This window comes from Marinobacterium alkalitolerans (assembly GCF_017776525.1).
In the GTDB taxonomy this organism is placed as follows: Bacteria; Pseudomonadota; Gammaproteobacteria; order Pseudomonadales; family Balneatricaceae; genus Marinobacterium; species Marinobacterium alkalitolerans.
Genome location: NZ_JACVEW010000008.1, coordinates 113,504 through 138,656, shown reverse-complemented (window position 1 = coordinate 138,656; position 25,153 = coordinate 113,504). Strand labels below are relative to the sequence as shown.

The window sequence follows — 25,153 nt, the reverse complement described above, 5'->3', positions numbered from 1 at the left end:
GGTGTAGCTCAGCCTGGTAGAGCACTGTCTTCGGGAGGCAGGGGTCGTAGGTTCAAATCCTGTCACCCCGACCACTTTCATTTCCCGCTTTTCCATTATTCCCACTGGTTCCAAGCCAAGACTAAGGTAGAATATTGCCTTTCGTGCAACTCAGTGGAATAGACCAATGCTGGAAAAGCTCTTCAAGCTCTCCGAGCACCAAACCAACCTCAAAACCGAGATCATTGCAGGACTGACAACCTTCCTGACAATGGCCTATATCATCTTCGTTAACCCCTCCATGCTCTCCTCCACAGGCATGGATGCAGGCGCAGTCTTTGTCGCCACCTGCCTGGCAGCCGCCGTAGGCTGTTTTGTGATGGGCTTTTGGGCCAACTACCCGATCGCACTGGCACCCGGCATGGGGCTTAACGCTTTCTTCAGTTTCACGGTTGTTGGCCAGATGGGCTACAGCTGGGAAACTGCACTGGGCGCCGTATTCATCTCTGGTGTCTGCTTCTTCCTGCTGTCCATCTTTCGCATCCGTGAATGGATCATCAACAGCATCCCCCTGTCCCTGAAAGGCGGCATCGGGGCCGGTATCGGCCTGTTTCTGGGTTTCATTGGCCTGAAGAACGCCGGCATCGTGACGGACAACCCCGCCACACTGGTAACGATTGGTGATATGAGCAACTGGGGCGCCATCATGGCCTGCCTGGGCTTTATCATTATTGCGACCCTGTACTACCGTCGTGTCACCGGCTCGGTCATGATCGGCATTCTGTCCATCACGCTCCTCAGCCTCGCAGCTGGCCAGGTCGAGTTCAACGGCATCGCTTCAGCACCGCCTTCACTGGCACCGACACTGGGCCAGCTTGATATCGGCGGCGCCTTGAGCATCGGTCTGATCAGCGTGATTTTCTCATTCCTGTTCGTTGACCTGTTTGACACCTCCGGTACGCTCATCGCCGTTGCCCAGAAAGGCAAAATGCTGACCTCCGATGGCAAACTGCCGCGCCTAGGCCGCGCCCTGATGGCCGACTCCACCGCCACCATGGCCGGCTCCGTTATGGGGACTTCCACCACCACCAGCTACATCGAGTCCGGCGCCGGTATCGCTGCCGGCGGTCGCACCGGCCTGACAGCCGTAGTGGTAGGCCTGCTGTTCCTGGCCAGCCTGTTCCTGTCACCGCTGGCCGGCACCATTCCGGCCTACGCCACGGCGCCTGCACTGCTGTTTGTGGCCGTCCTGATGACCCACAGTCTGGTCAAGATCGACTGGGAAGACATCACCGAAGCCGCGCCGGTCGTGATCGCCACGGTCAGCATGCCGCTCACCTTCTCGATCACAACCGGCATTGCATTCGGCATCATCTCCTACACCGCCATCAAGGCCTTGAGTGGTCGCTTTGACCAGCTCAACCCGGCACTCTGGATTCTGTCCGTGCTGTTCGTGATCAAGATGGCATTCTACGGCTGATTGCCTAACACCGGCTCTGCCGCCACTGGCGGCAGCAAGCACAATCAAAAAAGGGGTGTGACCCGAAGGTCACACCCCTTTTTAGTGCCTTTACGCTGCGATCAGAGCAGCAGGCGACGGATATCGCTCAACAGACCGTTCAGGTCAGTCAGGAAGCGCCCGGCATCACCACCATTGATGGCACGGTGGTCATAGGACAGGCACAGCGGCAGCATCATGCGCGGCTCAAACTCCTTGCCGTTCCAGCGCGGCTTGATATCGGCCTTGGACACACCCAGGATGGCAACCTCAGGTGCGTTGACAATCGGCGTGAAGCCGGTGCCACCAATACCGCCCAGGCTGGAGATCGTGAAGCAGGCACCCTGCATCTCATTCGGCTTCAGCTTGCGATCCTTGGCCTTGCCCGCCAGCTCGGTCGCTTCGTTAGAGAGCTCGTAGACACTCTTCTTGTCCGCGTCCTTGATGACCGGCACCATTAGACCATTCGGTGTATCCACCGCGATGCCGATGTTGACGTACTTCTTGTACACGATGTGCTCGCCATCATGGTGCAGAGAGGCATTGAACTTCTGATGACGCTTGAGCGCAATCGCGGCGGCCTTGATCATGAACGGCAGCGGTGTCAGCTTGACGCCTTCCTTCGCCGCAGCATCCTTCATCTCCTTGCGGAAAGCTTCCAGCTCGGTGATGTCGGCCTCGTCGAACTGAGTGACGTGCGGGATGTTGAGCCAGCAACGGGACATGTTGTCACGGGTGATCTTGTCCACCTTGCTCAGCTTGACCATCTCGGTTTCGCCGAACTTGCTGAAGTCCACCGGCGGAATGGCCGGAATGCCGCTGCCGGAAGCTGCAGCAACAGGACCTTTCTCGGTGAGCTGTTTCAGCGCTGACTTCACATAGGCCTGAACGTCTTCTTTCAGGATACGACCCTTACGGCCGGTACCCTTGACGTTGGCAAGCTCAACACCGAACTCCCGCGCCAGCGCGCGAACAGCCGGGCCCGCGTGAACATTGCGGTTTTTCTTTTCCAGCGCATTCAGGTCCACATTCTGCTCAGCGGCAGGCGCGGCAGCCTTGGTCTGCGCCGCTGCAGGAGCAGGTGCCGCCGGCTCGGCCGGCTTGGGCGCTTCAGCAGCGGGAGCAGCGGCAGGCGCACCCGCCACCTCAAGCTCCAGCACCACATCGCCCTCGTTGACCTGATCGCCTTCCTTGATCTTCATGGACACAACCTTGCCGCCCTTGGGTGCAGGTACTTCCATGGAGGCCTTGTCCGTTTCGAGCGTGATCAGACCGTCGCCTTCAGCAATCTCATCACCTTCAGCAACCAGTACCTCGATCACATCGACATCCGTAGCGCCTGACAGATCCGGCACGGTAACAGTCTCAACACCACCGGACGCGGCCGGCGCAGCGGCAGCCGGTGCCTCGCTCGCGGAAGCCGACTCAGCCGGAGCTTCCTTAGCAGCTGGCGCAGGTGCAGCAGCACTGCCTCCACTGACCTCAAGTTCCAGCAGCAGGTCACCTTCATTGACCTGATCGCCTTCCTTGATCTTCATGGACACAACCTTGCCACCCTTGGGCGCAGGTACTTCCATGGATGCCTTGTCCGTTTCGAGGGTAATCAGGCTGTCGCCTTCGCTGATTTCGTCCCCTTCCGACACCAGCACTTCAATGACATCCACATCATTGGCACCGGACAGATCGGGTACCAGCACCTGTTCAACGCTGGTCGCACTCGCTTCAGGCCTGGCCGCCTCAGCCGGAGCGGCTGACGGTTTTTCGGCTTCCTGCGCCGGCGCTTCAGCCGGCTTCTCGGCAGGCGCATCACCCGCACCGTCAACTTCCAGCTCCAGAATGGCGTCACCTTCGTTACAGGTACCGCCTTCGGATACGATGATATTCTTGACCACACCCGCATGGGTGGACGGTACTTCCATCGAAGCCTTGTCGGTTTCCAGTACGATCAGGGAATCACCCTCTTCAATGCTGTCACCCACGTTGACGCAGACTTCGATGATGTCGACGTTTTCGCTACCGCCGATATCAGGCACTGTAATGGTAGTCGTAGTCACAATAAATCCTCTCGCTTATAACCAGTCAGAAGTTCACTCGCCTGCCACTTACAGTGTCCAGGGCGCCGGCTTTTCCGGGTTGATGTTGAACGTCTGAATGGCCTTGGCGACAACCGAAGCCTCCAGCTTGCCCTCTTCCTGCAGCGCTTTCAGAGCTGCAACCACTACGTAGTAACGGTTCACCTCAAAGAACTCGCGCAACTTGCCACGGCTGTCAGAGCGACCGAAGCCGTCCGTGCCCAGCACCTTGTAGCGGCGCGGGATAAACTCACGCAACTGATCGGCATACATGCGGATATAGTCAGTAGATGCAATGACCGGGCCATCGTGACCTTCCAGGCACTGCTCCACATAAGAGGCGCGCGCCTCTTCTTCAGGGTGCAGCAGGTTCCAGCGGCTTGCTTCCTGAGCTTCACGGCGCAGCTCATTGATGGAGGTGGTGCTCCATACATCCGCTTCCACACCGAAGTCCTCACGCAGGATGCTGGCCGCTTCACGCACTTCGCGCAGGATGGAACCACAGCCCATCAGCTGGACCTTGAGGTCAGAGTCCTTGCCTTCTTCCAGCAGGTACATGCCCTTGATGATGCCTTCTTCGGCACCCTGCGGCATCTCCGGATGCTGGTAGTTTTCGTTCAGCGTGGTGATGTAGTAGAACTTGTTCTCCTGCTCCTGGTACATGCGACGCAGGCCATCCTGAACGATCACCGCCAGCTCGTAACCGTAGGTCGGGTCGTAGGACACACAGTTCGGAATCATCTGCGCCATCAGGTGGCTGTGACCATCCTGGTGCTGGAGACCTTCGCCGTTCAGCGTGGTACGGCCAGAGGTTGCACCGATCAGGAAACCGCGCGCTTGGGAGTCACCGGCCGCCCAGGCCAGGTCCATGATGCGCTGGAAGCCGAACATGGAGTAGAAGATGTAGAACGGCACCATGGTGCAGCCGTTGTTGGCATAGGAGGTTGCGGCTGCAATCCAGGCCGACATGGCGCCCGCTTCGTTGATACCTTCCTGCAGGATCTGACCGTTCTTGGACTCCTTGTAGTACATGATCTGATCGGAGTCGTGCGGCACGTAACGCTGACCTTCAGAGGTATAGATACTCAGCTGGCGGAACATACCCTCCATGCCGAAAGTACGTGCCTCATCCGGAACGATCGGGACAACCCGCTCGCCCATCTGCTTGTCTTTCACCAGCGTGCTGAGTACACGGTTGAACGCCATCTGCGTTGACAGCGTGCGTTCGCCGCTTGATTTGAGCTGCCCCTTGAAGGCATCCAGCTCGGGAATCTGCAACTGCTCGAATTCGGTACGACGCGCCGGGTAGAAACCACCCAACTGCTTGCGGCGTTCAAACATGTACTTCATCTCCGGAGAGTCCGGAGACGGGCGGTAATACGGCACTTCCTTCAGCTGTTCGTCTGACAGCGGAATGTTGAAGCGGTCACGGAAGACCTTCAGGTCATCCATCGCTACTTTCTTGAGCGAGTGAGTATCGTTCTTGGCCTGACCGGAGTCGCCGGTACCATAGCCTTTCACGGTCTGAGCCAGAATGACGGTCGGCTGGCCCTTGTGGTGGAACGCCTGGTGGTAGGCTGCATACACCTTGTAGGGGTCGTGACCACCACGGTTCAGGTTCATGATCTCTTCATCGGACATATCCTTCACCAGCTCGGCCAGTTCCGGGTACTTGCCGAAGAAGTGCTCACGGGTGTACGCACCGCCATTGGCCTTGTAGTTCTGCAACTCACCGTCACAGACTTCATCCATGCGCTTGCGCAGCAGGCCCTGAGTATCTTTTTCAAACAGCGGATCCCAGTGACGCCCCCAGAGCACCTTGATCACGTTCCAGCCGGCGCCCTTGAAGATGCCTTCCAGCTCCTGAACGATCTTGCCGTTACCGCGCACCGGACCATCCAGACGCTGCAGGTTACAGTTGATCACGAAGATCAGGTTTTCCAGCTGCTCACGGCCGGCCAGAGAGATGGCACCCAGCGTTTCCGGCTCATCACACTCACCATCACCCAGGAACGCCCATACCTTGCGCTCGCCACGTTTTACCAGATCACGGGCTGACAGGTAGCGCATCACGTGCGCCTGATAGATCGCCTGAATCGGGCCCAAGCCCATGGAAACGGTCGGGAACTGCCAGAAGTCCGGCATCAGCCAGGGGTGCGGGTAGGAAGACAGACCGTTGCCATCCACCTCACGACGGAAGTTGTCGAGCTGCTCTTCGGTCAGGCGACCTTCCAGGTAGGCGCGGGCGTAGATCCCCGGGGAAATATGGCCCTGGAAAAAGACCATATCGGATTCGCGCTCCCCTTCAGGACCGTGGAAGAAGTAGTTGAAGCCGATGTCGTAAAGTGTTGCAGAAGAAGAGAAGCTGGAGATGTGACCGCCCAGTGCGTCTTCATTGTCGTTGGCGCGCATGACCATGGCCATGGCATTCCAGCGAATGAAGGAACGAATGCGGCGCTCCATGAAGAGGTCGCCCGGCATGCGCACTTCTTCGCGGGGCGAAATGGTATTCACATAGGGGGTATTCAAAGTGGCGCCTGCGCCAACACCCATTTCATTCGCCCTGGCACCGAGTTCGCGCAGCAGGTAGCGTGCCCGCTCGTCTCCCTCGTTTTTGGCGACGGATTCGAGCGCATCCATCCATTCTTGGGTTTCGATTGGATCGATATCTTCAATCATGTCTCGCACTTTGCCTTCTCCGATCACTTGTAAGCGTGGATGTCCGGGATCGGTCGGTGCAGGCATGGATTACACACCCGACCACTGGCTGCCGCCCCGGTTTCTTTTGGTATTTTGTATGTAGCGATACTACATACAGACTATACTAATGTCTATATTACGGTTTGACTGTCGACACTAAACCCCGCCATTTGTCGGCGTTTTGTAGTTTTTTGACGCCTTTTTCGCCGATCATGTATTCAGCGTAGAACGCCTCAGCGCCCTTTCCAAGCGCGTGTTCTCTCGCCCCTGTTGCAACAGGGCATCTTCTACAAACGCCAGGTGCGCATGCGCAGCCTGTCGAGCAGCATCCGGGTCCCCCGCCAGGATTGCCTGCAATAAGCGGTGGTGCTGTTCATGAATGCGCGAGCGCATGTCATGCTTGGGGTAAATCTGCTCCAGGTTTTCCCAGATATGCTGACGCAGCAATGTGAACAGGGCACGCATCATGTGCAGCAGCACCACATTGTGAGTGGCGGCCGCAATCGCCAGGTGAAACTCCACGTCTGCCGCCACTTCCTTGTCAAAGCTTTTCTCGTCGTGGTAACGCTGCAGCTGGTCGTAGCAGGCCTGAATACTTTCCTTGTCAGCCGGCGTGGATCTCAGTGCAGCATAGTAGGCACTGACCCCTTCCAGCGCATGGCGAAACTCCAGCAGGTCGTACTGCGACTCCGGGTGCGTCTTGAACAGTTCCAGCAACGGGTCCGACAGCCCTGCCCCCAGGTCTTCCGATACGAACGTACCTCCACCCTGCCGGCTTTCAAGCAGCCCTCTGGCGGCCAGTTTCTGTACCGCCTCACGCAGCGAAGGCCGTGACACCTCGAACTGGATGGCCAACTCACGCTCAGGCGGCAGCTTCTGCCCGGGCTTCAGCGTCCCCTCCAGAATCATGGTTTCCAGTTGCTGCATGATGACATCCGATATTTTCGGTTGTTTGACACGTTTGTAGACCATACTGGAGCGAGACCTCTGGATAGTGGAAACCTCAAAAGACTAAATTGGTAAAACCAATTAAACAATACTTCCCTGTATATTGATCATAAATAAACCGATTGACAACCATTACTGTTGAGGACTAGAGTTGCAAAAACAAGCTTGGATAATTGGTATGACCAATATTGATACTTCTCTGAAGCCTGAGTTCCAGGCCCTGTACGACCAGCTCAAGACGTTCATACCCGAATCACGCCTCATAACCGACCCCTTGCGCACACTGGCGTACGGGACCGATGCCAGCTTTTACCGCTTGATTCCACAACTGGTGGTACGTGTCGAGAGCGAGCTTGAAGTCGTCCGCCTGATCAAGCTTGCCAACGAACAGGGCACCCCGCTGACCTTTCGCGCCGCCGGTACCAGCCTGTCCGGTCAGGCCATTACCGATGCCGTGCTGGTTCAGCTCGGTGACGGCTGGAAAGACTACACAATCAGTGAAGACACCAGCACCATCCGCTTGCAGCCGGGCGTTGTGGGCGCACATGCCAATCGCTACCTGGCCCCGTTCAACCGCAAGATCGGCCCTGATCCCGCGTCCATCAATGCCGCCAAGATCGGCGGTATTGCGGCCAATAACGCCAGCGGCATGTGCTGTGGCACCGCCCAGAACAGTTATCGCACCCTGAACGCCATGCGCATGGTCCTCTCTGACGGCTCCGTGCTGGACACCGGGGATACGGCTTCGATTGAGCAATTCCGGCAACAGCACCCGAGCCTGCTGGACACCCTGGCGTCACTGGGTGAGCTCACCCGGTCCAATGCGGCCCTGCGTGAAAAAATCGAGCACAAGTACCGCCTCAAGAACACCACCGGATATGCACTCAATGCACTGGTCGACTTTGAAGACCCCGTCGACATACTTCAGCACTTGATGATCGGCTCCGAAGGCACGCTTGGTTTCATTTCCAACATCACCTACAACACCGTACCGGAGCACCCACACAAGGCCTCAGCGCTGGTCTTCTTTGACAGCGTGCGCACCACCTGCGAAGCCGTCGCATTACTGAAACCGACACCGGTCGCGGCCGTTGAACTCATGGATCGTGCCGGCCTGAGATCCATCGAAAACAAGCCCGGCATGCCCGAGTTCATCCGCCATCTGCCGGATGACGCAGCGGCACTGCTGGTCGAAACGCGGGCCGAAAGTGCCGATCAACTGCAGCAACAGATTGAAACCATTAGCCGCAGCATCGAACACCTGGAGACCAGTCAGCCGATCCGCTTCAGTACCGACCCGGATGAATGTGCACGCTACTGGGCCATTCGCAAGGGACTCTTCCCGGCCGTTGGCGCCGTCCGCGAAACCGGCACCACCGTAATCATTGAGGATGTTGCCTTCCCGGTGGAGCGGCTGGCCGATGCGGTCGCGGATCTGCACCAGCTGTTTCAGCGCTGGGATTACCCTGAGGCACTGATCTTTGGTCATGCTCTCGAGGGCAATCTGCACTTTGTTTTTACCCAGTCTTTCGACAGCGAAGAAGCCCTGCGCCGTTACGAGGGGTTGATGGATGACGTGGCCGAACTTGTGGTAAACCGCTATGCGGGTTCACTCAAGGCCGAGCATGGTACCGGCCGTAACATGGCGCCCTACGTCGAACTCGAATGGGGCCAGGAAGCCTATCAGCTGATGCAACAGCTCAAGGCGTTACTGGACCCCACCGGCATTTTCAATCCGGGCGTGATTCTGAACAGCGATGCCAAGGTTCATCTCAAGAACCTCAAGCCCTTGCCGCCTGCCAATCCGCTGGTCGACAAGTGCATCGAGTGTGGCTTCTGTGAGCCGGTCTGTCCCTCTCGCGACCTGACGCTGACGCCTCGCCAGCGTATTGTCATCTGGCGCGAGATCAAGCGGCTGGAGGATCAGGGAGAAGATCCGGCACGGCTGCAACAGTTGCGCCGCGATTACAGCTACCAGGGCGATGAAACCTGTGCGGCCTGCGGGCTCTGCTCGACCAGCTGCCCCGTCGGCATCAATACCGGCGACCTCACACGGGAGATTCGGCACCACGCCAATGAGGAACGGGAAAACCTGGCCAACTGGGCCGCCGAGCATTATGGCGGACTGATGAAGGTCAGCCGTGGCGTTTTTTCATTGGCTGACAAAACCCACGGCCTGCTGGGCAGCCAGCGCATGCAGACTGTCACCCGGAGTGTCAGACGCCTGAGCGGCAACCGTGTGCAGCAGTGGACCCCCGCCATGCCCACCGCCGCCAGCCGTATCAAGCTCATTGACCACGCAGCCGACACCGCTCCACGCGACAAGGTGGTTTACCTGCCCAGCTGCGCCAGCCGTACCATGGGCCCCATGCGAGGGGCAGAGGACTCCGAGTCACTGGCAGACAAGACCATCCGGTTGCTGGAAAAAGCCGGTTATGAGGTCCTGCTTCCCAACGCACTCGAGGGCCTGTGCTGTGGCATGCCGTTCCAGTCCAAGGGCATGTTTGATGCCGCGGATCGCAAGCGCCGAGAGTTGAGTGCGCAGTTGATGGAAGTAACGGAAAAAGGCCGGATTCCGGTCTATTCTGACACCAGCCCCTGTAGTTTGAGGCTGCAGGAAGGGATCGCGCCCGAGCTGAAACTCTATGACAGCATCGAGTTTCTGGATCAGTTCGTGTTACCGCGTTTGGATATCACCCCTGTCGACAAGCCGGTCGCCCTGCATGTGACCTGCAGCACTCAGCGTCAGGGGCTGGCCGAACCGCTCAAGCGCATCCTGTCGGCATGCAGCACCGAAGTCGTGATTCCCGACCAGATCACCTGTTGCGGATTTGCCGGCGACAAGGGGTTCTCAACACCGGAGCTGAATGCATCTGCCCTGCGCACACTGAAAGACAGCGTGCAGCACTGCGACAGCGGGTATTCAACCAGCCGAACCTGCGAAATCGGCCTCTCCCACCATAGTGGGCTGGAATACCGATCCGTGGTGTATCTGCTTGATCAATGTTCTCAACCACGCTCCCTGTAGGAGGTCACATGGCACTGCCCGACATTAAAACCATTTTGTACACCACGTCCCTCAACGAACACTCACGCCCGGTGTTCAGGCACGCGGTACAGCTCGCACGCCAGAGCGGCGCGCGCATTCACATGCTTCATGTGGTCGAACCCGTGGGTGAAATGGGCCACGCACTGATCAGCAGCTACCTGCCGGAAGACCTGGTCAAGCGCATGCATGACGAGGGTATTCAGCAGGTTCTGGACAAAATGCGTCAGCGTGTCGAGGCGTTCATGCATGATGAGCTCGAAGCTCTGCCGGATGCCGGTCCGCTGGAAGTGGAACCGCACGTGGCAGAAGGCCCTTATGCTGACACGATTCTTGATCAGGCTGAAAAGATCGGCGCAGATGTTATTATCATGGGCGCTGAAAACCGGTTCGGACACCACGGCCACACCGCCAGCCAGGTGATTCGACATGCGACCGTGCCGGTCTATGTCGTTCCAACCGGAAAACAATACCTCTGACAGGAGTGCCCACTGATCGATAGCGCTCCCGCTCAGCCTGCAAGGACATTCCATGGAAACAACCGCCATGGCGCTGATGGAGCGCATCTTTCAGACCGTATTTCCACTGGTCGCGATCGTTGGCGTGGGCTTTTTCTACGCCCGTGCGCGCCACACCGATATGGGGATCGCCAACCGCATCAATATTGATGTGTTTTGTCCGGCACTGATTTTTTCGGTCATGTCGGCCAAGTCGTTTGACCTGCCCACCTATTCAACGCTTGCCATCGGAGCCCTGATCATTGTGCTGGGGTCCGGGCTGCTGCTCTGGCCGCTGTGTCGAATTCTGAAGGTGCACCCGAAAACCTTCCTGCCGCCCATGATGTTCAACAACAGTGGCAACCTGGGCATTCCACTGCTGGTACTGGCCTTTGGCGAGGCGGCGCTACCTGCTGCCGTTGTACTGTTTCTGGTCGAAAACCTGCTGCATTTTACCGTTGGGATCTACCTGCTGGACCACCGAACCAACCCGTTCAATGTGCTGCGCATGCCGATGATTATCGCGACCATTGCCGGGCTCTGCTTCAGCACCTTCAACTGGACATTGCCGGAAGTCGTCCAGATTCCAATCGACATGCTGGGGCAGATTGCCATCCCGCTGATGCTGTTCGCACTGGGCGTGCGCATGACCAGTGTCGATTTTTCAAACTGGCGTCTGGGCGTGTGGGGCGCGATCATGGCACCGGCCAGCGGCCTGGTGATTGCGCTGTCACTGCAGCCGATTCTGCAGCTTGAACCCCTGCAATTTGGCTACCTGCTCATGTTTGGCGCCCTGCCGCCTGCTGTTCTGAACTATATGATGGCCGAACGTTACAACCAGGAGCCGCAGCAGGTGGCATCCATTGTGCTGCTCGGCAACATGGGGAGCCTATTGATCATTCCTCTGGTGCTTGCTTTCGCGCTTCAGTTTGGTTGAACCCTGTCATTGAACCAGGCAGCGCCGGGCTCCGCAAAGCCCGGCGCAGATGCCCTTACTCAGCGTCGATCTGGATCAGCTCGCGGTTTTTGCCCAGCGTCGCGGGCCCAATACCTTTGACATCCGTCAGCTGTTCCACCGACACAAAGGGACCGTTGGTTTCGCGGTACTGCACAATGGCCGCCGCCTTGGCAGGCCCGACACCATTCAATGCCGTGGCGATTTGCTGTGCGGATGCCTGATTGATATTCACCGGCTCAGCGGCAAGGGAAAGAGGAGCGAAAAGACATGCGCCCGCCAGAACGGCAGCGCTGATAAGCTTCTTCAGCATAACAAGTTCCTTTTGATCAAAGTGAAAGAGCCGACCATCCCGATCGGCTCAAGCCAGCTTAAACGCTGGGTGTGAGGAACACAACCCTCAACGGCCCAGTGCTGTCTGGACCTGCTGATGTATGCGTGCGGCGGCCTCTGCAGGCACCTCGGATTGCGTGATGGGTCGCCCGATCACCAGATAGTCACTGCCGGTGTGTATGGCCTGCTCCGGTGTCATGACCCGCTGCTGGTCGCCCTTCGCACTGTCGGCGGGTCGAATCCCCGGTGTCACCAGCGCAAAGTCACGCTGAACCGCTTCACGAATGGCAGCCACTTCCTGCGCTGAACAGACCACCCCGTCCAGCCCCGCGGATTCAGTCAAACGCGCCAGCCGCACGACCTGCTCCATAGGATCTACATCCAGGCCGATTTCAGCCAGATCTTCTCGCTGCATGCTGGTCAGAACCGTCACGGCAATCAGCAAGGTACGGTTGCCCTGCACCTGTTCCAGCTGCTCACGAGCCGCCGACATCATGCGGCTGCCCCCGGACGCATGCACATTGACCATCCACACGCCCAGCTCTGCTGCCGCACGCACCGCCCGGGCCGTCGTGTTGGGGATGTCGTGGAATTTCAGGTCCAGAAATACGTCAAACCCCAGTGTATGCAGGGCTTCAACAATCGCCGGGCCGCAGCGGGTAAACAGCTCCTTGCCTACCTTGACACGGCACAGTGCCGGATCAAGTAACCGCGCCATTTGCAATGCCTGCTCGGAGTCCGGATAGTCCAGGGCCACGATTATGCGTTTATCGTCAGTTGTCATCTTGTCTCTCTTACTCACCTTCAAGCCCCTGAATCGGGCCGGTTGATCCCCATTGCCGGCAGGACGGACATTGCCAGTGCAACAGGCGACCCGAAAAGCCACAGTGGCCACATTGATATCTGGGTTTGCTTTGTTCTAGCTGCCCTGTCAGCCCTCTCAGCACCGTCAGGCTCTGGCGGGCACTATCGGAGCCATACTCGATATGCAGATCAATCAGCCGGTTGAACCCTTTCACCGAAGGGCGCTTGCGCAGCTCATCCGTTAAAAACTGACCGGCTGCCAGAACGTCCTTGCGCCTGTTGATACACTCGGCCAACGCAATAATAACGGTGGCAGACGGTGCCTGATCCAGACAGGTTCGCAGGTACTTCTCCAGTTCGTCCCGTTTATCCATGGCGGCATAACACTGCTCCAGCGGCGCGATGGTTTCGGGTACAAAGCGGGCATCCTGCTGCAGCACCTTTTGCAGCGCTCTGGCGGCCTTGCGCCATTGCTGCTGTTCCATGAACAGCTCGGCACGAATCAGACTGATTCGGCAACAGTCAGGATCCTGGACTGTGGCATCGCGCAGAAAACGCTGAGCAGCGTCCAGATCACCCTTTTTACGGCTTGCCAATGCCAGTTCACAGCAGTAGTGCGCCAGTTCAGCTCGCACAGCCGTTGATGCCTGCTGCTTGAGTTGAGACGCCACCTCAAGCGCCGAGGCCCACTCCTGCTCCTGCTCATAGAGCTTGATCAGCATATAGTGCGCCCGCTCGGCAGCTTCCCCTTCCGAGCGCTGGCGCATGATATCACGGAGCAGGTTTTCAGCACGATCCAAAAGCCCCAGCGCCTGGTAGTCTCTCGCCAGCGCGGTTTGAATCCGAATAAAGTCGGTATTACTGAGATCAGGGCGCGCCAGAAGGCGCTGATGAATCCCGACCGCGCGATCAATTTCGCCCTTGCGACGAAACAGCTTGGCCAATGCCAAATGGGCCGGGATTGTATCGGAATTGATTTCCAGCGCGCGGATGAAGCTTTCGATCGCTTCGTCCGTCTCTTCGTTGATCAGGTGGTCCAGACCAACAAAGTACTCGCGCGAAAGGCGTTGCTCGTTCAGAGCATCGGTGCGGGATGATGCGTTGGACTGGCTACGACCCAGCCACCAGCCGGCGGCCACTGCCAGAAACAGTGGCACGATCATGAGGTAGTCGACAGACATCTCAGTGGCTGTCTTTCAGCCCCGCCGTTCGCAACTTGTCCAGCTCCTTGCGGTAGGTGCTTTCCTTGCGACGGGCGGAGCGCAGTCGCGTTTTGAGCCCCAGCACGGCAAACCCGCTCAGCAACATGCCACACACACTGCCAAGCACAAAAACCGCGATGAGCCAAAGCGAAAGGCTGGCCTCAGGCAAGGTCAAAAAGACAAGATCAATGCTGACAGGTGTCGTGTTATGGATAGTGAACAGTACGCCGATGCCTATCAGACACAGCCCCAGTACGACCAGAATAAGGTTTTTCAACCAGTTCAATGCATTTGTCCTCTAAGCTTCGATATCGACGCCACACTAAAACCCTTCCTTGAGCCCGTCATTAACCTGGTCACGAAGCTCCTTGCCGGGCTTGAAGTGAGGCACGTATTTGGCTGCCAGCGGTACCGCTTCTCCCGTTTTCGGATTACGCCCCATCCGGGGTGCACGATAATGCAGGGAAAAACTGCCAAAGCCCCTGATCTCGATTCGTTCACCGGATGAAAGCGCATCCGTCATGTGATCCAGCATGGTTTTAACCGCCAACTCCACGTCTTTTACAGACAATTCGGGGTGGCTGTCGATTAAACGTTCGATCAACTCCGACTTGGTCATAACACCTCCGGTTTCGACCAGAGGCCGCCAGCCTTTTGGCTGGAGGCCATAAAGGCAGGCAAATGCTCAGGAGTCCTGCTTTTTCATCTGCTGCTTGATCAGGTCTCCGATGGTGGTGGGAGCCACTGAATCCGCTTCACGCACAGACTCCATGGCCTGCCGTGTCTGCTCCCGCTCCATCTGACGCACGGACAGGTTGACCGCACGGTTGCGGCGATCGATATTCTGTACCGCCGCTTCCAGACTTTCCCCTTCCTTCAGCTCGGTGGTCAAGTCGTCTGTATGTTCATGCGACAGCTCGGCAACCTTGAGTACACCGTCAATGCCTTCCGCCAGCTCAACCACCGCCTGACGCGGTGTCACTTCCTTGATCGTGCCCGTAACGACACTGCCTTTGGGGTGCTCAGACGCAAACTGTGCGAAGGGATCGGAATCCAGCTGTTTAATGCCCAGTGCGATGCGCTCACGCTCGGGGTCAACCGAGAGCACCAGCGCTTCCACTTCGTCACCCTTGTTGTAAGCCTTCATGGCCTCTTCTCCGGGCAACTCCCAGGAGAGATCCGAGAGGTGAACCAGCCCGTCGATGCCGCCTTCCAGGCCGATAAACACGCCAAAATCGGTAATTGAACGGACCTTGCCGCTGACCCGGTCACCCTTGCTATGGGTGCTGGCAAAGGCTTCCCAGGGGTTGGTACGGCACTGTTTGATACCCAGTGAGATGCGGCGACGCTGCTGGTCGATGTCCAGAATCATCACTTCGATTTCATCGCCAACCTGAACCACCTTGGAAGGGTGAATATTCTTGTTGGTCCAGTCCATTTCGGACACGTGTACCAGCCCTTCCACGCCCGGAGCTATCTCGGCAAAACAGCCGTAGTCGGTCAGGTTGGTCACTTTGGCCTGTACCTTGCTGCCGACGTTGTATTCGCCGATCATCTTGGTCCAGGGATCTTCCTGCAACTGCTTCAGACCCAGAGAAACACGCTTGCGCTCGGCATCGTATTTGAGCACCTTGACGTCGATCTCATCACCCACGCTGAGCACTTCACTCGGGTGCTTGACGCGGCGCCATGCAATATCAGTGATGTGCAGCAGGCCGTCGATACCGCCAAGATCGATGAAGGCACCGTAGTCGGTGAGGTTTTTCACCACACCCTTGACCACCAGGCCCTCTTCCATTTTCTCGAGCAGTTTCTCTCGTTCCTTGCTGTAGGCTTCCTCGAGTACGGCACGACGCGACACCACCAGATTGTTGCTGCGGGCATCGAGCTTGACGATTCGGAACTCCAGCTCCTGACCTTCAAGGTGGGAGGTATCACGCAGAGGACGAATATCGACCAGAGAACCCGGCAGGAAGGCATTGAGCCCCTGTACATTGATGGTCAGGCCACCCCGCACGCGACCGATGATGTGGCCGGTGACGGTTTCGCCCTTTTCGTAGGCTTCCTCGAGTACGGACCAGGCTTCAATACGCTTGGCACGCTCACGGGAAAGTACCGTAGAGCCAAAGCCGTCTTCCAGTGACTCAAGAGCGACACGCACCTCATCGCCCACCTGAAGTGAGCACTCTCCCTGTTCATCACGGAACTGGTCGAGCGGAATCACGCCTTCCGACTTGAGCCCGGCGTTGACGATGACGTAATCATTGTCAATCGCCACTACGGTGCCGGTAACAATCGACCCCGGCGCCATATCAAGCTCTTTTAAACTCTCTTCGAACAGCTCCGCAAAACTTTCGCTCATTACCGATCCTTCCCCAGGTTTGGCTACATCAGCGCAGCCCTCTGTGTCTGGCTTCATCCAGGACAGACTGCAACACTTCGTCGATGGTCATCGAGGTGGTGTCGAGCCTCACAGCATCCGGCGCTGGTTTGAGTGGTGCGACGGCGCGATTCATGTCACGCGCGTCACGTGCCTTTATATCGTTCAATATATCATCAAGGCTAGCACCGGGGTCCTTGCTAATCAACTGCTTATAGCGCCGCTGTGCACGCTCTTCCGCGCTGGCATCCAGATAGATCTTCAGCTCTGCTTCGGGGAAGACGACGGTCCCCATGTCACGACCATCCGCTACAAGCCCCGGCTCACCGGCAAAGTCACGCTGCCGGCTCAACAAGGCGCTTCTTACCGGCGCCAGCGCAGCAATGACGGACGCATCCTCACCCACACGCTCATTACGGATGGCATGAGTCACTTCCTCGCCCTCAAGGATGATCTGTGTCTCGCCATCCTTGCGCGGTTTGAAGCGTACATCCAGATGTGCCGCCAGCACCTCCAGTGCTTCCACATCATCCAGCTCTACCCCGTGATGACGGGCCGCCAGGGCGGTCAATCGGTACAGCGCACCACTGTCCAGCAGGTGCCAGTCAAGCTCGCGCGCGAGCAACTGACAAATGGTTCCTTTTCCTGACCCGCTCGGGCCATCGACTGTTATCACCGCAGCCATGTTCTCACCGGTGGACATCAGCCCTCCTCCTTATGTACGTTCAACCCTGCTCGTTGTGCTTGTTCTATTAAATCGGGACAGACACTCAGTATCTGTCCACACGCTTGAATTGACAGCGGATCCTCTGCACATAAGGCCGCTGCCAGCGCTGCCATGCCGACGCGCAGCGAGCCCGAGGCGGTTACTTCGCCCCCTCTGCCCCGGCGTCCGGTAATCATCACCTGCTCGTCCTGTTCCTGTACCTCAACGTCCAAGGCCCGCAGCAGATCAAGGGTTCGACCCACCGGGTCTTCTTCCTTGTGCCTGAGTGCCTTTAGCCCGTTGAAGCAACTGGTGCCCTCGGCATGTGCTGCTGCCACCAGCAAAAGCGGCAGCTCATCCATGGCACGTGACAGCACCTGTGGCCCAACGTTGACCGCTTTCAGTGCTGCACCGGCCTTGATACGCAGCTCCGCCACCGGCTCTCCCGCCTGAGTTCCGCACTGGTGCGCTTCGATATCGAGCCCCATCTGGCGCAGTACATCCAGAGCGCCAGACCGGGTTGGATTAACCCCCACCCGTTCCAGCACCAACTGACCGACACTGCACCCGGACACGGCGATAGCCATCATGGCAGCCCAGGACACATCCCTGGGCACCGCAAGCGGCGTTGCCTGCAGGCGATTCCCCGCCCGCACACGAACCGCTTGTCCCTTACATTCAACATCCGCACCAAAGGCCGCCAACATCTGCTCGGTATGGTTGCGGGTTACCACAGGTTCATGGATGCGGGTTTCGCCTTCTGCCCACAGACCTGCCAGCAGCAGGGCCGATTTGACCTGCGCGCTGGGCATGGGCAGGGTGTAGTCGATGCCGATCAGTGTCTGCCCACCCTTGATACGCAGCGGCGCCCCGCCACTCGGACTGGTTTCAATCCGCGCCCCCATGGCATTCAGGGGGTCGGTGACACGTGTCATGTTGCGTCGGCTCAGTGCTTCGTCACCAAACAGCTCCGTATCGAAGGGCTGCGCTGCCAGCACCCCCGCCAACAGGCGCATGGCGGTAGCCGAGTGTCCCAGATACAGAGGGCCGGGCGGTGGCTTGAGCCCGTGCAGTCCTACGCCAAACACCCTGACCTGCCCCTGGTGCGGTCCCTCAATTACAACCCCCATGTCACGCAGGGCCTGCAAGGTCGCCAGGCTGTCCTCGTTTTCCAGAAAACCCGAAATATCCGTTACACCATCTGCCAGCGAGGCCAGAATGATCGCCCGCTGGGATATGGATTTATCACCCGGAAGGGTGATGGTGCCATCAACCTGATCAGCCACCTGGGCGCGCAAGGTTACACCCTCAGTGTGATCATTCGATGAATAGGACGACTTGTTGAGCAAACGGGTAAAGTGGTCGCGTGCAGCCTTGGCACGGGTAAAAATACCCAACAGCGTTTCGCTGTCGCTGCCTTCAACTGCAGCACGCAGGCGGTCCACGCCGCGGGTATAGCGGTCTATTTGAGCCAGAATTGCATCACGGTTGGCCACGCAGATGTCATGCCACATGGTCGGATCACTGGCCGCGATGCGGGTAAAGTCACGAAACCCTCCGGCGGCATAACGGAAGATATCCAGATTTTCTTCTTCCCGCGCCAGGGTATCGACCAGAGAGAACGCCAGGAGGTGTGGCAGATGGCTGGTCGCCGCGAGCACCTCGTCGTGCCGCTCCACTTCCATCTGCAGCACTTCGGCACCCACCGCCTGCCACAAGCGGGCCAGTTCCAGCGTGGCATCCGGGTCGGTTTCAGGCAGTGGCGTGAGAATCACCTTGTGCCGCTCAAACAGGTCGGCATCGGAGGCGCGCACACCGCTCTTTTCGGCACCGGCAATCGGGTGACCGGGTATGAAGGTGGGCGGCAGATGACCAAAAAGCTGTCTTGCTGCGCAGACCAGGTTGGTTTTGGTGCTGCCCACGTCCGTGACCAGCGTCTGCAGCCGCAGATGAGGCTGGATTTCGGCCAGCACCTTTTCCATCGCCTTCACCGGCACGGCCAGCACAATCAGGTCTGCCCGTGCCACTTCGGCCGGCAGGTCTTCTGCGATCCGATCAATGATGCCCAGATCCAGCCCCAGCCGACACTCATCCAGATTGCGGTCTGCCCCCACAACTTCGCCCACGCATGAGCGCGTCTTGAGTGCCTTGGCCAACGAACCACCAATCAAGCCAAGCCCGATAATCAGAACGCGCTCAAGGCGGTAACGCGATTCAGGGGAATATCTCAGCACGCCAGCACCTGCTTGAGCGCACGCAGGAAGCGGTCATTTTCTTCTGGCAAGCCGACGCTGATCCGCAAATGGGATGGCATGCCGTAACCCGCCAGCGGGCGAACGATCACGCCTTCTCGCAAAAGCGCCTCAAACACCGGCTGTGCCGGACGCGCCATATCAGCCGTGATGAAGTTGCCAAAGCCGGGAATGTAGCCGATTCCTTGCGCCTTCAGCCCTGCTTCCAGTTGCTCCAGCCCGGTCCGATTCAACTCGACACTGCGCTGGAGGTAGGACTGATCATCCAGTACCGCTTCCGCGGCGGCCAGCGCCACATGCGAGACATTAAACGGCTGACGTACCCGGTTGAGCAGGTCGGTGATATCGGCACAGGCCGCTGCAAACCCGACCCGCAGCCCCGCAAGGCCCCAGGCCTTGGAAAACGTCCGGGTGACGATCAGATTCGGATAGTGCGGCAACAGTTCGAGCCCATCCGGGAAGTCCTCGTCCTCGACATACTCGGTATAGGCTTCGTCCAGTACCACGATCACATGCTCGGGCACGGCGTTCAGAAAGGCGACCAGTTCATCATGCTTGAGGGCCGTACCCGTGGGGTTGTTCGGGTTGGCAATGAAGATCAGGCGCGTGCGGTCGCTGATCGCTTCCGACATTGCCTGCAGGTTATGGCCATATTCATGTGCGGGCGCCACCACAGCCCTGGCGCTGCAGGCCTGGGTCACGATGGGGTACACCGCAAAGGCATATTCGGAAAACACCACTTCGTCGCCCGGGTTGAGAAATGCCCGCGCAATCAGTTCCAGGACATCATTGGAGCCGTTGCCCAGCGTGATCTGGTGCGAATCAAGCCCATAGTGGCGATGCAGTGCTTTTTTCAGGCGAAAGCCGTTACTGTCGGGATACCGTGTCGTGTCTGCCAGTACGCCCTCAATCGCCGCCAGCACTTTACTGCTGGGCCCCAGAGGATTCTCGTTACTGGCCAGCTTGATGATATTGCTGATGCCCAGTTCACGCTCAAGCTCTTCAATCGGCTTACCGGCCTCATACGGGTGCAGGCTCTGCACCCCTGTGGTTGCGAGGGCCATCAAATCACATGACATGTGCACATCCTTTTTGGCTTTCAGAGTACCGCTTTGGGGTAAGACCCCAAAAACTTGACCTTGATGTCCAGAGTATCGAGCTCATCCAGCAGCTCGCGCACGCCGGACTCCGAGGCATGTCCTTCAAAGTCGATATAGAACAGGGTCTGCCAGTCATGCTCGCCGCTGCTGCGTGTCTCAAGGCGTGTCAGACTGATCCGGCGGCGGTGGAAAGGTGCCAGCAGCTCATGCAGTGCGCCCGCTTCATCACGACACTCAAGCAACAGTGATGTCTTGTCTTCGCCGCTGGCGCCGATCGCCTCACGGCCCACCACCAGGTAACGGGGGCAACGTGCTGTCGCACTTGCCGCCACTTCAGGCGCCAGTTCAACCTCACCACAGATGAACAGGTCAAAGCGGCGGAACAGGTCCAGTGTATGCCGAATCAGGCCTGCATCCTCCACCTCGATCGGTACAACGGCATAGTGCGACTCGCCGGTTTGCACTGACTCGAACACAGCCTCCAGGCTGGTCAGTGCGCGGCAATGCGCCGCCTGACCAAAGTGTTTCTGTGCGGCCTGCTGGGTAAAGGTGCCTTCCGGCCCAAGAAAGACCACTTCCAGTGGCTCTTCCAGAGCGAGACATACCGACATGATTTCACGAAACAGCCGTGCGACCGTTTCATTCTCCAGCGGTCCCTCATTGCGGGCCATGACCGCACGCAAGACCTGGGCTTCACGTTCGGGTCGATAAAACACGGGCGTTTCATCCGCCGCACGATAGCGCTCCTTGACCTCAGCCACCTGCTGCGCCAACCGGGCCCGGTCATTCAGCAGCTGATGAATATGACGGTCGACGCTGTCGATACGGTCACGCAGGACTTTCAGCTCGGCTTCCTGCTCGAGCGCGGCCGCTTTATCCAGATCACTCATCTCACGCCTGCTCTTTCTCGAAGCGCTGCATGAAGTCAATCAAGGCATCCACGGCCGCCTCAGGCACCGCGTTATAGATGCTGGCGCGCATGCCGCCAACCGAACGGTGGCCCTTCAGGTTCAGCAGCCCCTCGGCTTCCGCCAGTTCCAGGAAGCGCGCGTCCAGGCGGCTGTCGGCCAGCGTGAAGGGCACATTCATGATTGAACGATTGGCCACGGCTACCGGGTTGGCATAGAAGTCGCTGCCATCGATGGCCGCATAGAGTTTGCCCGCCTTGCGACGGTTCTGTGCCGCAATCGCCTCAAGGCCGCCCTGTTGCTTGAGCCACTGGAACACCAGCCCGGCCAGATACCAGCCAAAGGTGGGCGGCGTGTTGTTCATGGAGTCAGCGTCCGCATGCACCTTGTAGTCGTACATGGTGGGAGTGCCTGCCAGCGTGCTTCCGATCAGGTCTTCACGCACGATCACGACAGTCAGGCCGGCCGGGCCGATATTTTTCTGAGCCCCCGCGTAAATCAGACCAAAACGGCTCACGTCCACCGGCGCCGACAGAATGTCGGAGGACATGTCGGCCACCAGAGGTACATCGCCGGCGTCCGGAATGTAGTCGAACTCGACACCGCCGATGGTTTCGTTGGTGGTGTAGTGCAGGTAGGCCGCCTCCGGATTCAGCACCAGTTCCGACTGCGCCGGAGCAGACGTAAAGCTGTTGCCTTCCGTGGAAGCCGCGATATTCACCTGGGTGTAACGCTGAGCTTCCTTGATCGCCTTCCCGGACCAGACACCGGTGTTGATGTAGTCGGCAGACGTGGCGCCTCGCAGCAGGTTCATCGGCACCATGGCAAACTGCGCCGTTGCCCCGCCCTGCAGAAACAGCACCTTGTAGTTGTCCGGGATCTGCATCAGCTCACGCAGGTCCTGCTCGGCCTGGGCCGCAACACCAATGTATTCGGCACTGCGATGGCTCATTTCCATGATGGAAAGGCCTTCACCATGCCAGTCAAGCAGTTCCGCCTGCGCCTGTTTGAGAACCGCTTCCGGCAGTGCCGCGGGACCGGCACTGAAATTGAATTTACGTGTCATATCGTTTTGTGTTCCACATTCACGCGTCAGTAGCGTCGGCATCAGGTGCCGCCTCAGTGTGTTCTACAGCATCCGCGGTGGCTTCAGCCTCGACACCTTCTTCATCGTCGGTTTCTTCCGGCTCTTCGATGCGCGCAATGCCGACCAGCGCCTCTTCCTCGGCCAGACGAATCAGCATCACACCCTGAGTGTTACGTCCCAGACTGGAGATTTCGCCACTGCGGGTACGCACCAGCGTGCCCCGGTTGCTGATCAGCATGACATCGTCGCCATCAAATACCTGAACGGCCCCCGCCAGCTGGCCATTACGCTCCGTACACTGCATGGCGATAACACCCTGGCCACCACGACCACGCAGCGGGAATTCATCCACAGGGGTTTTCTTGCCGTAGCCGTTCTCGGAGGCGGTCAGCACCTCGCCACCTGCCTGAGGCACCATCAGCGAGATCACGCGCACGTCATCGTCCATTCTCACGCCGCGGACACCCCGGGCGGTACGGCCCATGGCACGCACGTCGCTCTCGTTGAAGCGGATCGCCTTGCCGGCACTGGTTACCAGCATTACGTCATCTTCCCCGCTGGTCAGCGCTGCACCAATCAGGCGGTCGCCTTCGACGATATCCAGAGCAATCAGACCCGTACTTCGTGGGCGCGAGAACGCATCCAGCGGCGTTTTCTTCACGGTACCGTTGGCGGTTGCCATAAAGATGAAGCGCTCGGGGTCGAACTCCTGCACCGGCAGAATCGTGCTGATCCACTCATCTTCGGCCAGCGGCAGAATGTTCACCACCGGACGTCCGCGAGAGGCGCGCGATGCGGGCGGAATCTCGTATACCTTCAGCCAGTACACCTTGCCCAGGTTGGTAAAGCAGAGCACCGTATCGTGGGTGTTGGCGATCAGCAGGTGTTCGATGAAGTCTTCATCTTTCATCGCTGTGGCCGATTTGCCCTTGCCGCCACGGCGCTGGGCCTGATAGTCGGTCAGCGGCTGGGTCTTGGCATAACCGGCGTGAGAGATCGTCACGACCATGTCTTCTTCATTGATCAGGTCGGCAACGGTCAGATCCTGCATGGACGCCTGAATCTCGGTCCGGCGCTCATCTGCATACTCGTCAACCAGCGTTTCCAGCTCTTCGCGAATCACTTCCATCAGGCGCTCGTAGGAGCCCAGGATGTGCAGCAATTCTGCGATCTTCTCCAGCAGTTCACGGTATTCACCGATCAGTTTTTCATGTTCCAGGCCGGTCAGTCGGTGCAGGCGCAGATCCAGGATCGCCTGAGCCTGAACCGGGGACAGGTAATAGCGCCCTTCACGCAGACCATACTGAGGTTCCAGATCTTCCGGACGGCATGCTGTTTCACCGGCACGCTCCAGCATGTCGGTGACGTTACCCGGCACCCAGGCTGTCTCGATCAGGCGTTCCTTGGCTTCCGCAGGTGTGGGCGACTGCTTGATAAGCTCGATCACCGGATCAATATTGGCCAGCGCGATCGCCAGACCTTCCAGCACGTGCCCGCGCTCACGCGCCTTGCGCAGCTCGAAAATGGTACGGCGAGTCACCACTTCACGGCGATGACGAACAAAGCACTCCAGTACAGACTTGAGATCCAGCACCTTGGGCTGGCCATCCACCAGCGCCACCATGTTGATCCCAAAGACACTCTGCAGCTGAGTCTGGGCAAAGAGGTTGTTGATGATCACTTCCGGTACTTCGCCGCGGCGAAGCTCGATCACGATACGCATGCCGTCCTTATCGGACTCGTCACGCAGCTCGCTGATGCCTTCGATTTTCTTTTCCTTGACCAGGTCGGCGATCTTCTCGATCAGACGCGCCTTGTTGAGCTGGTAGGGAATTTCGGTGATCACCAGCATCGGGCGACCGTTCTTCGGGTGGTCTTCGATGTGGTGACGGGCACGCACGTAAATACGGCCACGGCCGGTACGGTACGCCTGCAGGATACCGGCACGGCCATTAATGATGCCGCCGGTCGGAAAATCGGGGCCCGGGATCGACTCCATCAGCTCATCGATGCTGATATCCGGATTATCGATCAACGCAATACAGCCCTTGACCACTTCGCCCAAATTATGGGGCGGAATGTTGGTCGCCATACCCACCGCAATACCGGCAGAGCCGTTGACCAGCAGGTTGGGTACGCGGGTGGGGAGAACTTCGGGAATTTTCTCGGTGCCGTCGTAGTTATCGACGAAGTCCACCGTTTCCTTGTCCAGGTCGGCCAGCAGCTGATGCGAGATCTTGGCCATGCGAATTTCGGTGTAACGCATGGCCGCGGCGGAATCCCCGTCCACTGAACCGAAGTTACCCTGGCCATCCACCAGCATATAGCGCATGGAGAAATCCTGGGCCATACGCACAATGGTGTCGTACACCGCACTGTCACCATGCGGGTGGTATTTACCGATGACGTCACCGACCACACGCGCCGACTTCTTGTACGGCTTGTTCCAGTCGTTGTTGAGTTCGTTCATCGCAAAAAGAACACGACGATGAACCGGTTTGAGGCCGTCACGCACATCCGGCAGAGCTCGGCCGACAATTACGCTCATGGCGTAATCGAGATAGGACTGTTTCAGCTCGTCTTCAATGTTGACTGGCAGAACTTCTTTGGCTAAATCACCCATTCGCACAGCTTTCCTTGATCCGGTACCCGAGCACGCCCTGATGGCGCGCCTGTAAACTGCGGA

At 58.3% G+C, this 25,153-nt stretch carries 19 protein-coding genes; 4 read left to right on the top strand and 15 right to left on the bottom strand.

The genetic code is table 11. The features are described from left to right. The first annotated feature begins 166 nt into the window (after positions 1 to 166). A complete protein-coding gene (locus H9C73_RS07115) occupies positions 167 to 1,459 on the top strand; it encodes an NCS2 family permease (RefSeq protein WP_209287116.1) in 1,293 nt (430 codons plus the stop codon). Positions 1,460 to 1,560: 101 nt separating this feature from the next. Here H9C73_RS07115 and aceF read toward each other — a convergent pair whose 3' ends face one another. From aceF to pdhR, 3 genes are all read right to left on the bottom strand, one after another. Continuing rightward, the gene (gene aceF / locus H9C73_RS07110) at positions 1,561 to 3,531 is read right to left on the bottom strand and encodes a dihydrolipoyllysine-residue acetyltransferase (protein WP_209287115.1); all 1,971 of its coding nucleotides are present in this window, start codon (positions 3,529 to 3,531) and stop codon (positions 1,561 to 1,563) included. 48 nt (positions 3,532 to 3,579) lie between these two features. Beyond that, positions 3,580 to 6,228 carry a pyruvate dehydrogenase (acetyl-transferring), homodimeric type gene (gene aceE, locus H9C73_RS07105; RefSeq protein WP_209287121.1) on the bottom strand — a complete coding sequence of 883 codons (2,649 nt, stop codon included), beginning with the start codon at positions 6,226 to 6,228 and terminating at the stop codon, positions 3,580 to 3,582. A 231-nt stretch (positions 6,229 to 6,459) separates the two neighbouring features. Then, complete coding sequence (gene pdhR / locus H9C73_RS07100) at positions 6,460 to 7,221, bottom strand: pyruvate dehydrogenase complex transcriptional repressor PdhR (protein WP_209287114.1); 762 nt, start codon at positions 7,219 to 7,221, stop codon at positions 6,460 to 6,462. A 154-nt stretch (positions 7,222 to 7,375) separates the two neighbouring features. Between pdhR and H9C73_RS07095 the strand changes: the two genes are divergently transcribed. From H9C73_RS07095 to H9C73_RS07085, 3 genes are read left to right on the top strand one after another with little or no spacing between them, the layout of a single operon-like run. Beyond that, the gene (locus tag H9C73_RS07095; RefSeq protein ID WP_209287113.1) at positions 7,376 to 10,225 is read left to right on the top strand and encodes an FAD-binding and (Fe-S)-binding domain-containing protein; all 2,850 of its coding nucleotides are present in this window, start codon (positions 7,376 to 7,378) and stop codon (positions 10,223 to 10,225) included. Between the two features lie 8 nt (positions 10,226 to 10,233). Further along, the gene (locus H9C73_RS07090) at positions 10,234 to 10,722 is read left to right on the top strand and encodes a universal stress protein (protein WP_209287112.1); all 489 of its coding nucleotides are present in this window, start codon (positions 10,234 to 10,236) and stop codon (positions 10,720 to 10,722) included. A 52-nt stretch (positions 10,723 to 10,774) separates the two neighbouring features. After that, a complete protein-coding gene (locus H9C73_RS07085) occupies positions 10,775 to 11,677 on the top strand; it encodes an AEC family transporter (protein ID WP_209287111.1) in 903 nt (300 codons plus the stop codon). Positions 11,678 to 11,732: 55 nt separating this feature from the next. Here H9C73_RS07085 and H9C73_RS07080 read toward each other — a convergent pair whose 3' ends face one another. From H9C73_RS07080 to gyrA, 12 genes are all read right to left on the bottom strand, one after another. Next, complete coding sequence (locus H9C73_RS07080; RefSeq protein WP_209287110.1) at positions 11,733 to 12,008, bottom strand: ComEA family DNA-binding protein; 276 nt, start codon at positions 12,006 to 12,008, stop codon at positions 11,733 to 11,735. Positions 12,009 to 12,095: 87 nt separating this feature from the next. Next, a complete protein-coding gene (gene pyrF, locus H9C73_RS07075) occupies positions 12,096 to 12,812 on the bottom strand; it encodes an orotidine-5'-phosphate decarboxylase (RefSeq protein WP_209287109.1) in 717 nt (238 codons plus the stop codon). A gap of 10 nt (positions 12,813 to 12,822) precedes the next feature. Further along, positions 12,823 to 14,013: a lipopolysaccharide assembly protein LapB gene (lapB, locus tag H9C73_RS07070; RefSeq protein ID WP_209287108.1), complete on the bottom strand. Its 1,191-nt coding sequence runs from the start codon at positions 14,011 to 14,013 to the stop codon at positions 12,823 to 12,825. 1 nt (position 14,014) lies between these two features. Next, positions 14,015 to 14,320 carry a LapA family protein gene (locus H9C73_RS07065; RefSeq protein WP_209287107.1) on the bottom strand — a complete coding sequence of 102 codons (306 nt, stop codon included), beginning with the start codon at positions 14,318 to 14,320 and terminating at the stop codon, positions 14,015 to 14,017. 36 nt (positions 14,321 to 14,356) lie between these two features. Further along, a complete protein-coding gene (gene ihfB, locus H9C73_RS07060; protein WP_209287106.1) occupies positions 14,357 to 14,653 on the bottom strand; it encodes an integration host factor subunit beta in 297 nt (98 codons plus the stop codon). A 66-nt stretch (positions 14,654 to 14,719) separates the two neighbouring features. After that, positions 14,720 to 16,396: a 30S ribosomal protein S1 gene (gene rpsA / locus H9C73_RS07055; protein WP_209287105.1), complete on the bottom strand. Its 1,677-nt coding sequence runs from the start codon at positions 16,394 to 16,396 to the stop codon at positions 14,720 to 14,722. A gap of 28 nt (positions 16,397 to 16,424) precedes the next feature. Next, a complete protein-coding gene (cmk, locus tag H9C73_RS07050) occupies positions 16,425 to 17,117 on the bottom strand; it encodes a (d)CMP kinase (protein ID WP_209287104.1) in 693 nt (230 codons plus the stop codon). Next, positions 17,117 to 19,354: a bifunctional prephenate dehydrogenase/3-phosphoshikimate 1-carboxyvinyltransferase gene (locus H9C73_RS07045; RefSeq protein WP_209287103.1), complete on the bottom strand. Its 2,238-nt coding sequence runs from the start codon at positions 19,352 to 19,354 to the stop codon at positions 17,117 to 17,119. Before H9C73_RS07045 ends, cmk begins: the two co-directional genes overlap by 1 nt. Next, positions 19,348 to 20,451, bottom strand: a complete 1,104-nt coding sequence (gene hisC / locus H9C73_RS07040) for a histidinol-phosphate transaminase (RefSeq protein ID WP_209287102.1) — start codon at positions 20,449 to 20,451, stop codon at positions 19,348 to 19,350. The genes H9C73_RS07045 and hisC overlap by 7 nt, the downstream gene beginning before the upstream one ends. Positions 20,452 to 20,471: 20 nt before the next feature. Beyond that, positions 20,472 to 21,362, bottom strand: coding sequence for a chorismate mutase (pheA, locus tag H9C73_RS07035; protein ID WP_209287101.1), 891 nt, complete (start codon positions 21,360 to 21,362; stop codon positions 20,472 to 20,474). Between the two features lies 1 nt (position 21,363). After that, the gene (gene serC / locus H9C73_RS07030) at positions 21,364 to 22,446 is read right to left on the bottom strand and encodes a 3-phosphoserine/phosphohydroxythreonine transaminase (RefSeq protein ID WP_209287100.1); all 1,083 of its coding nucleotides are present in this window, start codon (positions 22,444 to 22,446) and stop codon (positions 21,364 to 21,366) included. A 19-nt stretch (positions 22,447 to 22,465) separates the two neighbouring features. Then, a complete protein-coding gene (gene gyrA / locus H9C73_RS07025) occupies positions 22,466 to 25,090 on the bottom strand; it encodes a DNA gyrase subunit A (RefSeq protein ID WP_209287099.1) in 2,625 nt (874 codons plus the stop codon). Positions 25,091 to 25,153: the final 63 nt, after the last annotated feature.

Bases quoted from the DNA above. Each gene is read 5' to 3' on its own strand.
- gyrA (WP_209287099.1), bottom strand. From the start codon at position 25,090: ATGGGTGATTTAGCCAAAGAAGTTCTGCCAGTCAACATTGAAGACGAG.
- lapB (WP_209287108.1), bottom strand. From the start codon at position 14,013: ATGTCTGTCGACTACCTCATGATCGTGCCACTGTTTCTGGCAGTGGCC.
- H9C73_RS07085 (WP_209287111.1), top strand. From the start codon at position 10,775: ATGGAAACAACCGCCATGGCGCTGATGGAGCGCATCTTTCAGACCGTA.
- hisC (WP_209287102.1), bottom strand. From the start codon at position 20,451: ATGTCATGTGATTTGATGGCCCTCGCAACCACAGGGGTGCAGAGCCTG.
- H9C73_RS07090 (WP_209287112.1), top strand. From the start codon at position 10,234: ATGGCACTGCCCGACATTAAAACCATTTTGTACACCACGTCCCTCAAC.
- pyrF (WP_209287109.1), bottom strand. From the start codon at position 12,812: ATGACAACTGACGATAAACGCATAATCGTGGCCCTGGACTATCCGGAC.
- rpsA (WP_209287105.1), bottom strand. From the start codon at position 16,396: ATGAGCGAAAGTTTTGCGGAGCTGTTCGAAGAGAGTTTAAAAGAGCTT.
- serC (WP_209287100.1), bottom strand. From the start codon at position 22,446: ATGACACGTAAATTCAATTTCAGTGCCGGTCCCGCGGCACTGCCGGAA.
- ihfB (WP_209287106.1), bottom strand. From the start codon at position 14,653: ATGACCAAGTCGGAGTTGATCGAACGTTTAATCGACAGCCACCCCGAA.
- aceE (WP_209287121.1), bottom strand. From the start codon at position 6,228: ATGATTGAAGATATCGATCCAATCGAAACCCAAGAATGGATGGATGCG.
- pdhR (WP_209287114.1), bottom strand. From the start codon at position 7,221: ATGGTCTACAAACGTGTCAAACAACCGAAAATATCGGATGTCATCATG.
- H9C73_RS07115 (WP_209287116.1), top strand. From the start codon at position 167: ATGCTGGAAAAGCTCTTCAAGCTCTCCGAGCACCAAACCAACCTCAAA.
- H9C73_RS07095 (WP_209287113.1), top strand. From the start codon at position 7,376: ATGACCAATATTGATACTTCTCTGAAGCCTGAGTTCCAGGCCCTGTAC.
- pheA (WP_209287101.1), bottom strand. From the start codon at position 21,362: ATGAGTGATCTGGATAAAGCGGCCGCGCTCGAGCAGGAAGCCGAGCTG.
- cmk (WP_209287104.1), bottom strand. From the start codon at position 17,117: ATGTCCACCGGTGAGAACATGGCTGCGGTGATAACAGTCGATGGCCCG.
- H9C73_RS07080 (WP_209287110.1), bottom strand. From the start codon at position 12,008: ATGCTGAAGAAGCTTATCAGCGCTGCCGTTCTGGCGGGCGCATGTCTT.